Here is a 14,592-nt window from a genome sequence, read left to right as displayed (position 1 = left end):
TTTCCTTTAGAGGTAGTTAGGATGACAATATGAAACAATTAAAAGTTAAGCAAAACTATGTGAAGAACTTTAAAAACCAGACCCCATTAATTTTAAGTGAAGCGGTAGATAATACTAACCATTTTATAGAAGGAGATATTATTGAATTAGTAGATCCTCGTGGAAGTTTTTTAGGAAAAGGGTATGTTGGTTTTCAAAATAAAGGAATGGGTTGGGTACTAACATTTAAAGAGAACCAACCGATTGATCGGTTATTATTCAAACAAAAGATACTTACAGCACTAAATAAACGTACTTCCTATTATCAGGATGAAATGACAAATGCTTTTCGTATTTTTAATGGGGAAGGAGATGGCATAGGCGGACTAATCATCGATTATTTTGATGGATATTATGTCATTCAGTGGTATAGTGAAGGCATTTATCAATTTAAAGAATGGGTACTTGAAGTGTTTGAAGAACTTGGTGACTACCGTGCAATTTATGAAAAGAAACGTTTTGATACGAAGGGTAAGTATATTGATGATGATGACTTTGTAAGAGGAGAGCGCGGGGAGTTTCCGATTATTGTACAAGAAAATGGGATGAACTATGCTGTTTATTTAAACGATGGCGCTATGGTAGGTATTTTCCTTGATCAGCGTGATGTACGAAAGGCAATAAGAGATAAATATGCCAAAGATAAGCATGTATTAAATACATTTTCGTATACCGGTGCTTTTTCTGTAGCTGCAGCATTAGGTGGAGCGTATAAAACAACTAGTGTTGACTTAGCAAAGCGCAGTAAGGCTAGAACGGTTGAACAATTCAGTGTAAATGGAATTGATTTTGAGCAGCAAGATATTATTGTTATGGATGTGTTTGATTACTTTAACTATGCGAAGCGTAAAGAACTGCTTTTTGATGTAGTAGTACTCGATCCTCCAAGTTTTGCGAGGTCCAAAAAGCGTACGTTTCGAACGGCAAAGGATTACCCAGAATTAATTAAGAATTCCATTGATATAGTACAAAAAGATGGGATGATTATTGCATCTACCAATACAGCATCATTTGGTATGAAGAAGTTTAAAGAAATGATTGATCGAGGTTTTAAGGATAAAAATAAAAAATACGCTATTGTAGAGGAATTTACACTACCTGGAGATTTCTTGGTGAATAGCCGTTATAAACAAGGCGATTATCTAAAAGTGGTTGTATTGCAATTGAAATAGACATGAGAGGGAGGAGTTATTATTGTCTAATATTCAGGATTTAGAAAATATGATTCAAAAAGTGGAAAGCATTCGTTCGGAGAATAATGAAGTTCTTCAAGATCCTATTAAAGAAGAAAAGTGGTCGATACGGGAAATTATCGGACACCTTTATGGATGGGATATATACAATGCAGAAGAAATGGTACCTTTGATGAAACATGAAGAGACACTACCTGAGTTCCCAGAACACGATTTATTTAATGCACAAGTGATTCAAGGATTAGATGGCTTCTCTGTCGAGGAAATTATAGCTATGTTTATTGATGAACGCAGAAAACTTGTGGAAAGACTTGAAAATGTAGATCCTAATGCGAGATTTACGATTGGATCAGGGAAGAGACGTTTTTCCGCAGAGAGCTTTGCGAGCATATTTGTAAAACATGATAACCATCATTTGAAACAAATACAACAAAAAATAAGTGAAGTATAGGTAATCGATAATAGCTGATATATATTTATAGTTGAAGTGAATTAGAAGAAGCAGGCTTCACTATATTATCTATTTATAATAATGTAGCAGGAGAAGCATTTATCGAGGGAAATGATACGATTGCCCTGTTAGTTGAAAAATAATAAGGTTGGGGCATAACGAAAATTCTTGGACAAAAGACGGATGATAACTAAAATAAGCGTAAGAAATATACGGAGACTCCTATGGGAGCAAGGCCTAGGTGAGACCCCCGGAATGCGGAGCATACGGAGGATCACCAGCCGCCCATGGAAAGCGCAGTATATTTTTGAAGCGGTTTTTCAACACCCATTCATTCGGATTTCTCTATTGATTAAAAACTTTTGTCTCATCCTCATTTTAATTGAGTCTCTATAAATTTTTCCATATACTGTAAGTTGGTTATTTGTGCATTACAACTGTCACTATCGCTACAAATATAATTTCCTCTGTTCACATAGGTTTCTTTACCACTTTTTGCACGTGCCATAAATAGCCCGACATCATTAAGTTGATTACATAATGAACAAATTCCTTTTGTGTAAAGGGGTTTAAATGTTCCTCCAAACCCTTTAAAACCATTTTTATATTCAAAAATGATATATTTTCTCTGAGCGCGAGTATCAAACCAACTTAAATAGGATAGTTTTGAAAAATTACTTTCTTGAAGATTTGGAAGCTGTAATTTTTTAGCTTTCGGAAATTGTTTAAGAATACTTTTTTCTGTAATTGGACCAAAAGGTATAATATAAGGGATTATCCCTTCCAGAAATTGTTCAATGTGTTCTTTTTCTTTTAGATGAACTATATGTTTTATCAGTGTTTCTTGTTCATCATCCAAATAAATTTCATTCGTTATTTTTTCTAATGCACTAAACTTTACTGCTTCAATAACTTTCTTATCTTGAATAGTGGAATATGCATTCACGATGTTGAGTGCTTGATTTTTAATGTGATTATACTGATGATTTTTTATGAATTTTTCCATTTCTGAAGACTCCTTTTTAATTGAATTTACATATTCAATGGAGCAAAGCCATATTCAGAAATGAGATTGGCGATTAATTACGAACTATCTCACACAAAGTATCGCCATTCCAAATAGGCTTTGCATGAGAGTTCACCAATTCTGGGTTCAGAGTTTTTCTAATACCCATCAGTTATCACCTCCACTTTTATCATATATTACTCCTTTCACCACTTCAATAAAATAATATTACTAATTTATATATATCTATTGTATATTTATTCTTTTTGTTGCATAATAATTCATACAACCAATTTGGAAAGGTGTGCGTGAAGAATGGCGACGAATACTCAGGAAATTCATTTTCAACAACAGGAGTTAAAAGGAAAAGATTTCTTAACTTTAGCGGATTATACAAAAGATGAGATCGAATACTTAATTGATTTAGCGGATTACTTGAAAAAACAACAAAAAGATAGAGTTATTTTTGAGCCTTTAAAAGGAAAAATATTAGGTATGATCTTTGAAAAGTCTTCCACGAGAACAAGAGTATCTTTTGAAACGGGAATCTATCAACTTGGAGGCTTGGGGATTTTTCTGAGTTCCAAAGATATTCAGATTGGCAGAGGAGAGACCATTGCCGATACGGCGAAAGTTCTTTCTGGATATTTAGATGGTATTATGATTCGAACGTTTGCGCAAGAAGATGTGGAAGAACTAGCCAAGCATGCTAGTATTCCTGTTATTAATGGATTAACTGATTTGTATCACCCTTGTCAAGTATTAGCCGATTTACAAACGATTAAGGAGGTTAAAGGTAAACTTCAAGGAGAAAAATTGGTATATATTGGTGATGGTAATAATATGACTCACTCTTTAATGATAGGAGCTTCATTAACAGGCATGCATATGGTAGCCGTAACACCGGATGGATATACACCTAATAAAGAGGTACTAACTAAAGCCAAAAGTATAGCTGATCAACATGGAGCAATTATTGAATGGACAACGGATGTAGAGACAGCAGTACAAGGCGCAGATGTTCTTTATACTGATGTATGGGCCAGTATGGGGCAGGAAGAAGAGCAACAGCAACGAGAAAAAGATTTTGAAAACTATCAAGTAAATGAAAGGTTGTTAGAAAAAGCAAAAACAGATGCAATCTTCATGCATTGCTTACCAGCTCATCGTGGAGAAGAAGTGACTACAGGAGTAATCGATGGAAAACAATCTGTCGTATTCCAACAAGCAGAGAATCGTTTACATGCACAAAAAGCATTAATGACAGCATTAATGACAGATTAATAATACTCTTAAAATAGAAAGCACCTTGTAAATTCCCTAGAGAATTTACAAGGTGCTTTCTATGATTTTAGTTGAGTCAATTTCATATACTGCTCGATGTTTTTTCTTTATTTGTTTATAAATTAAGTTAACTAATTATGTTATAATTACTGCAAACCATTGATGACGGAGGACTTTTCATGCAACGAGGAACATTTCAATTAATGAAGTCAGTGAATAAATCAATTGTATTAAATACCATAAGAATAAAAGAACAAATCTCTAGAGCCCAAATAGCAAAAGATACTTCTTTAACGCCGCCGACAGTAAGTAGTATTGTTAGAGAATTAATGGAAGAAGGCTTAGTAGTGGAAAGCATATTGGGGAATTCAAGTGGGGGAAGGAAACCAACTTTATTACATATTAATAGAGAATTGTATGTGATAGGAGTCGATGCAGGACCGGAAACCATAGACTGTGCAGTAACGGATGTAACGGGGAAAATTATTACACGAATATCTAATGTCTTGTCCGAAAACATAAGTAAGGAAGACTTTCTTGCGTTACTAGTGTCCTCTATACAGTCTGTAGTCAATGATAAATACATTAATACATCAAAAATCATTGGTATTGGTGTAGCCATGCATGGTGTGGTCGATGTGGACACCGGAACATCATTAATTGCACCAAACCTTCATTTACATGATATTCCGATAAAATCTCGTTTAGAGGAAGTATTTCCATATATGGTAAAAGTGGAAAATGATGCACGAGCAATGGCACTAGGAGAAGCATGGTTTGGTGAACATAGTGATACAGATAGTATGCTGGCGATTAATTTTGGTAATGGCGTAGGTGCAGGTATTGTAATTAAAGGAGAACTGTTACATGGAGCGCAGGATATTGCTGGAGAAGTAGGGCATATGACAATTGATTTGAAAGGGGATATTTGCTCTTGTGGCAATCGAGGTTGCTTTCAATCTTATGCCAGTGGTCCAGCAATTGCTAGTCGGTTTTCGAATAAGTTTCAAACTAAAGAAGCTCTAACTGCTGCAGATATATATGAACAAGCAATTGATGGAGAGAAGCAAGCAATGGAACATCTGGAAAACACAGGAGAAATTATGGGAATAGCAATTGTTAATATTATCCATACCTTGAACCCAGAGAGGATTGTTCTAGGTGGGGGCGTTATGAAAAGTAAACAATTTATACTTCCATCTTTGATTCAAACAGTAGAAAAAAGAGTGTTAACAGAAAGGGCGAAGAATACACAAATTGTAGTATCTGAACTAGGGGATGATGCAACGATGTATGGTGCGGCTTCCTTAGTTTTAGTAGAGTTATTTGACCAACAAGCATAGGGAAAGCGTATGAGTTCACATCAAATGTGAATTCATACGCTTTTAATTTATTATTTCTCAATCAGATCGGTATCGGGTGGAATATATCCGAGCCTTCTACCTAATTTAACGATCTGGCCTTTATGATGAAATTCATGTGTAACGGTGTGGGTATATAGCCAAAGTGTTGTAAATGTTGCTTTGTCTCCGTTACGAAAGATAACAGGAATCTCTTTATCCCAGTTTTCATTAAACTCTGTTAAAAATTGTTCTACGAGACGGTCCGTTTCTGTATAAACTTTACGCATCTCCTTTACGTCTTGAATCGATGCACCATCTATAGAAGGAAGTGATTTTCCCATTGCTCGATTACCTAGCCATACATGATAACAATCTGCTACGTGAGCATGTAAACTACAGATAGAATCTCCATCAATTTCTACCTTATAGTCCTCGAATGACATCGTCTCACAGTATTTAAATAGTATTTCTCTGGTTTTTTGCACCCATTGATATTGTTCTAATAGTAGATTCATAGTATTCTCCTCATGAATACATGTAGTAAACCTATTTTATAAAACTATTTTTGGTTTGTCAGCTATTCATATAGTCGATAAAGCGATTAAAATCATCACGGTTCTTACATACACCTGCATCTTGTAATACTTTAACGAATTTATTTCCTAGTTCTTGTTTAATAACTATATCTAACTCATTCGCATCGGATAGATTTGTATATTTCTGTTTTAGTTCATTGGCCCATTCCTGATGGTATAATGTTACGGATGTAGTGTTGCCAGCGATAAATTCTTTTATTTCTTTTAGTTCGTTAATTAGCCTAGGCGGCAGAACAGCTAATCCCATTACTTCAATTAAACCGATATTTTCTTTTTTTATATGATGAACATCTTCGTGGGGATGGAAGATACCCATTGGATGCGTCTCGTCAGTGCGATTATTTCTCAGGACGAGATTCAGTTCAAATTGATCTTGTCGTTTTCTTGCAATAGGTGTGATTGTATTATGCGGTGTGTCATCAGTGAATGCTCGGATGTTTGCTTCTTCATCCGTATAATACTTCCATTTTTCTCTGATGAATTCGGCAGCTTTGATAATCTCTTCCTTTTTTTCACCCTTTAGTCGAATCACTGACATTGGCCATTTAATGATTGAGGACTTTACGGTTGGAAAAGCATTCAGTTCAAATGTAAAGTCATCTACGGCATTCGGCATAGCAAACTCGTAGTTGCCACCTTGATAATGGTCATGGCTCAATATAGAGCCTCCTACAATTGGTAAATCGGCATTTGAACCGATAAAATAATGTGGGAATTTCTCTGTAAACGTAAGTAAGCGAAAGAACGTATCTTGATTAATTTTCATATCTCGATGCTTTTCTGATAATAAAATACAATGCTCATTATAATAGACATATGGAGAGTATTGTAGATACCATGTTTCATCTTGAAGTATTACTGGTATAATGCGATGGTTTGATCTGGCTGGATGCCCAATACGTCCTCCATACCCTTCATTTTCAATACAGAGAAGGCATTTTGGGTAATTAACATGGGAATGATTCTCTTTCTCTCGCTTGATTTGTTCAGGTTCTTTTTCAGGTTTTGATAAATTAATGGTTATATCCATAACTCCATATTCAGTATCCACTTTAAAAGAAATATTTTTGTTGATTCGATTCATTTGAATATAATTGCTGTTTTTACTTAATTCATAAAAATAGTCTGTAGCAGCTTTAGGAGATTTCAAATAGTATTGTTGAAATTTATTTCTTATTTCAGATGGTTTTGATAAAAAACAATTCATAATATCGGCAGTGAGTATTTCTTTTTCATCCAGAACATTGTCTATGATCTTTTCATTTACTGCATATTCTATAATATGATCTAGTAAGTTTGGTATAGTATCTTCCTTTGGACGTATGATTTGTGGAGAAGACTCTAATTTTAAAAGGTGGAGGACTTGATTTTTAACATAAATTCGGTCCTCTTCTAAGATTAAATTTTTTTCTATGCTTTGTTTAAGTAGTCCAGAAATCAATGAAAAAATCATTGTTTAATCTTCCTTTCCATAACCGTTCGGGTGATTTACATGCCAATTCCAGGCATCGATAATAATTTTTTCAATCGAAGTTCTTTTTGGATGCCAATGAAGTTGATTTTGGGCTTTAGATGCACTGGCAATTAATTTACTCGGGTCTCCAGCACGCCGTACACCAGTTTTTATTGGTATGTTTTTGCCAGTAACTTTTCTTGCTGTCTCGATTATTTCTTTTACAGAAAATCCATTATTACTACCTAAGTTGCAAATAAGGCTATTACCACCTTGATTTAGATAATTCCATGCAAGCAGATGTGCATCAATTAAATCTTCTACATGAACATAATCCCTTACACAGGTTCCGTCAGAAGTGTCATAGTCATCACCAAAAATCGTGATATTTTCTCGTTGTCCTAAAGCCACTTGTAAAACGATTGGAATTAAATGGGTTTCAGGGTGATGATCTTCGCCAATTTCGCTGCTTTCTTTTGCCCCAGCAACATTAAAGTAGCGTAAAGAAACATATTTGATACCATGTGATTTTTCTGCCCAACGCATCAACTTTTCCATCATGTGTTTTGATTCCCCGTAAGGACTAGTGGGTATAGCGGGCATGTCTTCTGTAAGAGGAATAGAGATTGGTTCGCCATAGGTTGCTGCAGTAGATGAAAATATAATTTTGTCTACATGCGCTTTAACCATCGCTTTTAGAACTTGCTGTGTCCCATAGACATTATTATCAAAGTAGTTTAGTGGCTGTTCCATCGATTCACCTACAAGTGAACTAGCTGCAAAATGAAAAACAGCTTCGATATCTTCTTTTTCAAAGACGGTGTGGAGAAAATGTAAGTCACGAATATCTCCATTATAAAAAGTAGCATTCTTATGAATGGCCTTCTTATGTCCTGTGATTAAATTATCAATAACAATGACTTGATGACCTTCTTCGATAAGCTGATAAACTGCATGAGAGCCAATATACCCCGCACCCCCTAAAACTAATACACTCATGCCTTCACTCCTTTAGTGATTTCTTTTGCACCATCATGCATCGTGACGGTATAAAAAGTAGCATCTAACTCAGTTCTTTCTTGATAGATTTGTTGAACCTGTTGTTGAAATTGTTCTTTCTGACTAGTCTTCACAATGGCAATTGCACAACCTCCAAAACCTGCGCCAGTCATTCTTGCTCCAATCACACCGGATTGTTCCCAAGCAGCTTCCACAATTGTATCGAGTTCCTTTCCTGTTACTTCATAATCATCACGTAATGAAATGTGAGATTCCTTCATTAATTGTCCGAATGCTTTTAGGTCATGTTGTTTGAGTTTTTCAAGAGCTTGTAGAGTGCGAGCGTTTTCATAAACTACATGTTTGGCTCGCTTTCGATAAATTGGATCACGAATAAGGTGTTTATTTGCTTCATAAGTATCTGTAGTTAAATCTGCTAATGAATCAATATTCAAGTTAGATTGGAGATCTTGTAGTGCGTTTTCACATTGTAAACGCCGTTCATTATATTTAGATCCAGCCAATGTACGGGCTTTATTTGTATGGATTATTATAAAATTATAACCATCTAAGGGAAGAGGAGCGTAATAATATTGCATAGTGTCACAGTTTAATAGAATCGCATGGTTTTTCTTCCCCATACCAACTGCAAATTGATCCATGATACCACTGTTTACACCAATATATTCATTTTCTACTTTTTGTCCTATTTTTACCATTTCAAGTCGATCTATTTTTTTGTTATACAATCCTTCAAATACTGTACCAGTAGCTAATTCTAATGATGCAGAAGAGGATAGTCCTGCGCTATTTGGGATATCGCCATAAAATAATATATCCGCACCAGTACGGATTTCGTAACCAGCGTTCATTAAGTAAAGAAACATTCCCTTTGGGAAATTAGCCCAACGATGATGTTCATGATATGCAAGATTGGCAAGATCACAATCGATAATTCCTTCATCAGGGAAATTAGCAGAGTACATGTTTAGTTTATTATCACTGCGTTTGGCAGCTAATGCATACGTCCCCATATTAATGGCTGCAGGAAAGACATGACCACCGTTGTAATCTGTATGTTCACCTATTAAATTGATTCTGCCGGGCGAAAAGAATATACGTGGTTGTTGAGTAGTGTTAAAAATGGAAGAAAATAATTGCTGTAATTGAATTATAGATTTCAATAAAAACCCTCCTCAAATAAATGTTAATTTCTATAGACTTAATTAAATTAATTAACTAAGTTGTTGTTAGTTTACTATTTTAGCTAAATAATTGCAATAGGCTTAGTTAAAAAGGGGCTGAGTAAGAAGAAGTATTTAATCAAAAAAATAAGCGCCCCCACTGAATGAAATTTTTGTTTTATGATACTTTGGATCCGTCGATATAGACATCAAGTAAACTAGTTTGTAAGTCAAATGGGTTCCCGTCCCATAGAAGAAAATCAGCATCTTTTCCGGCTTCTAATGAACCTACACGATTATCTACACCTAGGTGTTTAGCAGCATTCGAAGTGATTGTTTTTAATGCTTGTTGTTCGGTAAGTCCATTTTTAATTGCATGAATGGCGCTAGTTAATAAATACTCAATACCGACAACTGGGTGATCGGTAGTTATAGAACATGAAATCCCAGCATCTGTCAATGTCTTGATGGTTTTCCAATTTTTATCCTTTAACTCCACTTTAGATCTTGTAGACATCGTCGGTCCTACAGAAACCATGACATCATGTGTTGCAATATAATCGGCAATAAAGTGTCCTTCTGTACAGTGTTCAATCGTTACATCGATGTCAAATTCTTTTTTTAGCCTTAATACGGTCACGATATCATCTGCACGATGTGCATGAACACGTAGCGGAATTTCTTTATTTATAACTTTTGCTAATTGTTCCAATCCAAGATCAAATGAAGCGTTGCTATTGTTCGAATAGTATTTTGCTTCAAATAATTTCTGTCTTATTGTAGCTGCTACTCCCATACGGGTAGTAGGCATTTTTCCTTTAGACCCGTGGAAAATTTTAGGGTTCTCTCCAGTAGCAGCCTTCATACCTGAAGTTGAACGAATGACCATCTCGTCAATAACAGAGCCAGTTGTTTTTAACACTGACATTTCACCACCGATGACGTTTGCACTCCCAGGCATTACTTGGACAGTAGTAATTCCTGATTCTCTAGCTACTTCAAAGCCATATTCTCGAGGATTGATTCCATCAATCGCACGAACTTCAGGAGATGTAGGGCTCGAAGTTTCATTAAAGTCAGCACCTTCTTTGCCAACGCCCTCTTCAGAAACGCCTAAATGTGTATGTACGTCAATAAGTCCTGGTGTAATGGTTAGTCCATTTCCATCAATAGTTTGATAGTTAGATGGTATGGTAATGTTTTTCGAGATTCGCTCAATTTTTCTGTCTTTAATAAGTATTGTGTATCCTTCCAGTACATCCTCGTTTCCGTTCCATATCGTTGATCCAGTTATAGCAATCATGGTTTCTCCCCCCTATAAGACGTATGATGAAATTGATTTATTAGTTTATTTCATCTATACTTTATTGTTATATTAATAGTTTTAAAAATACAACAAAAAATTAGAATATTCAACATGGAGGTGTCAACATGTCAAAAAAACAAGATGAAAACAAGTTATTGTCATTCTTGAATGCAAAAGGTGCATACCAACCTAGAAAAATTGGGAATAATAGGGGCTTTACGTTTTTGGCAAATCTTACTGGAAGACCACAAGTATGGAAGATAGATGAAAGTGGAGAAGTCTCTGCTTTTCATGAGTTAAAGGATAGAGTATTACAGGTTTATCATTCTCCTTCTGGGGAGCACACAATACTAGCCTCTGACTTTGAAGGGAACGAAAAGCAACAATTCTATTTAACATCAGACAAAGGAAACACAATAGAAGAGTTAGTACTGTCTCCTGAGCATTTTCACCAATTTGGTGGTTGGTCTCCAGATGAGAGCAAAATCACTTACGCAAGCAATAGGAGAAATCCTGGATATTTTGATATTTTTACATTAGATATTGAAACAAAAGAAGAAGTCACTGTGTTTGAATCGGAAACAAATTGTACTCCATTAATTTGGACGGCAGATGGTAAAGGTATTATTTTTTCGTACGCTGTTTCTAATATTGATAATCAATTACATATTCTAAATCTTGAATCAGGAAAGACGACGCCAATTGGTAATGTAAATGTCCCAGCTAGATACCATTCTGTTCAGATAACAAAAGATAATATGTCAGGATATGTTGTAACAGATGAAGGCAGAGACACTTTAGCAATTGCAAAGTTCGATCTTGAAAAACCGAATTTATTAGAATTTATCTATAAAAGTGAACAATGGGACATTGAGGAAGTAAAGATATCCGTTGATGAACAGTATCTTGCATTCTCACTAAATGAAGGTGGAAGTTCACAATTAGGAATCTATTCTTTAGAAAAAAACGCAGTAACAAATATTAAAGATGTACCAGTTGGAGTCTATCAATCATTACAATGGATAAATGATCGAGAACTATTAGTAGGAGTAACGAGTTCTACATTACCAGGTGACATATGGAAAGTAGATATAATAGACGATGAATCAGAGCGATTAACGCATATTGGTGAAAGTCCTGAAGTTGGTCACCTGTGGATGGAACCTGAGGTCTGTCATTTTTCTTCGTTTGATGGATTAGAAGTTCCTTATTTTCTATATGGAAAGAAAAGAACAAATCAACCTGTAATGATATATGTCCATGGTGGGCCTGAAAGTCAAATTCGCAATGAGTATAACCCCGTGATTCAGTACCTTGCTGCATTAGGATATACAATTGCAGCTCCTAATGTTAGAGGGAGCATGGGATATGGTAGAAAGTATGTTCAACTAGATGATATTCGGAAAAGAATGGATGCTGTGGCGGATTTAAACTATCTTGTAAAAGATTTAGTATCTACACATCAAACAGACAGGGATCGTGTTGGAATTATGGGGAGAAGTTACGGTGGATTTATGGTATTAGCTGCTATTACGCATTATCCTAAGGTATGGGCTGCAGCAGTAGATATTGTAGGTATCAGCCATTTTCGCACGTTTTTAGAAAATACCGGTCCATGGAGACGAAGACTACGTGAACAGGAATATGGTTCGTTGGAGCATGATAGTGATTTCTTTGAAGAAATTGCACCATTGAATCATACAGAAAAGATTCAAGTACCATTACTTATTTTTCATGGGAAGAATGATACTCGTGTACCAGTTTCAGAGGCTGAACAGCTTACTAAAGATTTAGAGTCTCAAGGAAAAGATGTTGAGTTAATTATTTTTGAAGATGAAGGGCATCAAACGGAAAAACTCGAAAATCATGTGTTGATGAATAAGAAAACGGTAGAATTTATGGACCAATGGTTGGATAAATAACGCAATATTTTCCAATTGAAAGAAAATTACTTCAAATACATTGTCAATCTATTATTATTTGTGTATATTTAAAATTAATATTTTCATCATTTTTCGACAATTTAATCAACATGATAAAACAAGGAGGAATTTCAAGTGGGAAAAAGAAGTATCTGGCTTATTTTTAGTATGGTTGTAATTGGATTTATTTTAGTTGGTTGTGCTAGTGAACCAGATGAATCTGGAGCAGAAGGAAATGGGGATGGACAGGCTCAACAAGAAGGTGGAGATTTGGTGATTGCAACTGTTTCTGATGCGGTTGCTTTAGATCCTGCAGGAGTAAATGATGTACCTTCCTTTGATGTACAATACAATATTTTTGAAAAGTTAGTGAAACACGATAGCGATATGAACTTACAACCTAGCTTGGCTAAAAGCTGGGAAACAGTGGATGATAATACCTGGCAATTTGAACTGCAAGAAGGTGTAACTTTTCATGATGGCGAACCATTTAATGCGGAAGCTGTCAAAGCCAATATCGAACGAATGTTAGATCCAGAAGTAGCTGCGCCTCATTCCTATTTATTAGATGGAGTGGAAGAAGTTGTAGCTGTGGATGAATATACCGTTCAATTTAAAACAGAGTACCCAATTTCTGGACTACCTTCTAATTTAACACATCCAGTTGGATCCATGATTTCTCCAAAACTAATCGAAGAAGATTATGCAGCTATGGAGAATGGTGAAAATCCAGGTTCTGTAATCAATGAAAATCCAATTGGGACAGGTTATTTTAAATTTGATGAATGGAATACAGGGCAATACATTCGTTTAGTGAAAAATGAGGATTATTGGGATGGAACGGCTAATATAGATACAGTTACATTTAAAGTTGTATCTGAGGACCTAACACGAATCGCAGAACTACAAACTGGTGATTCACATATATCGAATCCGCTTAGTGCATCTGATGTAGAGCAATTAGAGCAATCAGAGGAAATGTTTGTAAATCAACAAGGTAGTGTTTCTTTAGATTATTTAGGTTTTAATATGGAACAAGAACCATTTGATGATAAGCTTGTTCGCCAAGCTATCTCGATGGCAATTAATAAAGATGAGATCATTGATGGAATCGCAAATGGTTATGCGAAAAAAGCGATTGGTCCTCTAGCTCCTGGAGTTGCTGATTATGATGAAGATCTAGCTGGATTAGAATATGATGTTGAACAAGCAAAAGAATTATTAGCAGAAGCTGGTTATCCAGATGGTTTTTCTGCAACTATATGGACGAATGAAACGAGAGAGCGTTTAGATATTGCTACGAATGTCCAGGCGCAACTAAAAGCTATAGGGATTTCTATAGATATTGAAGTATTTGAATGGGCAGCATACCTGGAGGAAATAGGAAAAGGTAACCACGATATGTTCATCTTAGGATGGTCAAATAGTACAGCAGAAGCGAATAATGGTATCGCGCCATTATTCCACTCAGATAACATTGGACCTTCTGGGAATCGTACATTTATGCAAAATGACGAGCTGGATCAACTGCTAGATGAGGGTCTCACAGAGATTGATGAGGAAGAGCGATTCAATAAATATCAGCGTGCGCAAGAGATACTAGTAGAGGAAGCTCCGGTAGTTTATCTTATGCATAAAGATTATTTAATGGGTGTACATGAAAGTGTAAACAACCTAGAAATGTTACCCACAAAAATGTTGTTATTAAAAGATGTTACGATTGAACAGTAAAGTTAAAAGATTCTGAGGGAAATCCTCAGAATCTTTTTTCGAATGCATACATATAGTAATTATTTTAGTTATAATCCAACCTCAA

11 protein-coding genes and 1 pseudogene are annotated in these 14,592 nt (G+C 35.4%); 6 read left to right on the top strand and 6 right to left on the bottom strand.

What is annotated here, in order from left to right; all coding sequences use genetic code 11:
* The first annotated feature begins 29 nt into the window (after positions 1-29).
* Together AQ616_RS14630 and AQ616_RS14625 are read left to right on the top strand one after the other, a co-directional pair.
* On the top strand, positions 30-1,211 hold the full coding sequence (locus tag AQ616_RS14630; RefSeq protein WP_069686107.1) for a class I SAM-dependent rRNA methyltransferase: 1,182 nt from the start codon (positions 30-32) through the stop codon (positions 1,209-1,211).
* Positions 1,212-1,224: 13 nt separating this feature from the next.
* Positions 1,225-1,683: pseudogene (locus AQ616_RS14625) on the top strand (DinB family protein); the annotation flags it as partial.
* Between the two features lie 373 nt (positions 1,684-2,056).
* Here AQ616_RS14625 and AQ616_RS14620 read toward each other — a convergent pair.
* Positions 2,057-2,689: a FusB/FusC family EF-G-binding protein gene (locus tag AQ616_RS14620; protein ID WP_069686106.1), complete on the bottom strand. Its 633-nt coding sequence runs from the start codon at positions 2,687-2,689 to the stop codon at positions 2,057-2,059.
* 315 nt (positions 2,690-3,004) lie between these two features.
* On the opposite strand from AQ616_RS14620, the gene argF reads away from it, so the two are divergent.
* Both argF and AQ616_RS14610 read left to right on the top strand, forming a co-directional pair.
* Positions 3,005-3,973 carry an ornithine carbamoyltransferase gene (argF, locus tag AQ616_RS14615; protein WP_069686105.1) on the top strand — a complete coding sequence of 323 codons (969 nt, stop codon included), beginning with the start codon at positions 3,005-3,007 and terminating at the stop codon, positions 3,971-3,973.
* A gap of 179 nt (positions 3,974-4,152) precedes the next feature.
* On the top strand, positions 4,153-5,316 hold the full coding sequence (locus AQ616_RS14610; RefSeq protein WP_069686104.1) for an ROK family transcriptional regulator: 1,164 nt from the start codon (positions 4,153-4,155) through the stop codon (positions 5,314-5,316).
* A gap of 50 nt (positions 5,317-5,366) precedes the next feature.
* Here the strand turns inward: AQ616_RS14610 and AQ616_RS14605 are convergent, their stop codons facing one another.
* From AQ616_RS14605 to AQ616_RS14585, 5 genes are all read right to left on the bottom strand, one after another.
* On the bottom strand, positions 5,367-5,831 hold the full coding sequence (locus AQ616_RS14605) for a DinB family protein (protein WP_069686103.1): 465 nt from the start codon (positions 5,829-5,831) through the stop codon (positions 5,367-5,369).
* 58 nt (positions 5,832-5,889) lie between these two features.
* A complete protein-coding gene (locus AQ616_RS14600; protein WP_017795536.1) occupies positions 5,890-7,365 on the bottom strand; it encodes a UDP-glucose--hexose-1-phosphate uridylyltransferase in 1,476 nt (491 codons plus the stop codon).
* A 3-nt stretch (positions 7,366-7,368) separates the two neighbouring features.
* Positions 7,369-8,364 carry a UDP-glucose 4-epimerase GalE gene (galE, locus tag AQ616_RS14595; RefSeq protein ID WP_017795537.1) on the bottom strand — a complete coding sequence of 332 codons (996 nt, stop codon included), beginning with the start codon at positions 8,362-8,364 and terminating at the stop codon, positions 7,369-7,371.
* Positions 8,361-9,548, bottom strand: coding sequence for a galactokinase (locus tag AQ616_RS14590; RefSeq protein WP_084822490.1), 1,188 nt, complete (start codon positions 9,546-9,548; stop codon positions 8,361-8,363). The genes galE and AQ616_RS14590 overlap by 4 nt, the downstream gene beginning before the upstream one ends.
* Before the next feature lie 178 nt (positions 9,549-9,726).
* Positions 9,727-10,851, bottom strand: coding sequence for an amidohydrolase (locus AQ616_RS14585; protein ID WP_069686102.1), 1,125 nt, complete (start codon positions 10,849-10,851; stop codon positions 9,727-9,729).
* A gap of 128 nt (positions 10,852-10,979) precedes the next feature.
* Here AQ616_RS14585 and AQ616_RS14580 point away from each other — a divergent pair, with 128 nt between their 5' ends.
* Positions 10,980-12,776, top strand: coding sequence for a S9 family peptidase (locus AQ616_RS14580; RefSeq protein ID WP_069686101.1), 1,797 nt, complete (start codon positions 10,980-10,982; stop codon positions 12,774-12,776).
* 135 nt (positions 12,777-12,911) lie between these two features.
* Positions 12,912-14,507, top strand: coding sequence for a glutathione ABC transporter substrate-binding protein (locus AQ616_RS14575; RefSeq protein WP_084822489.1), 1,596 nt, complete (start codon positions 12,912-12,914; stop codon positions 14,505-14,507).
* Positions 14,508-14,592: the final 85 nt, after the last annotated feature.

Source organism: Oceanobacillus sp. E9 (assembly GCF_001741975.1).
GTDB classification, from domain to species: domain Bacteria; phylum Bacillota; class Bacilli; order Bacillales; family Amphibacillaceae; genus Oceanobacillus; species Oceanobacillus kimchii.
The sequence above is the reverse complement of the archived record's forward strand: the minus strand, read 5'-3'. Positions and strand labels throughout refer to the sequence as shown.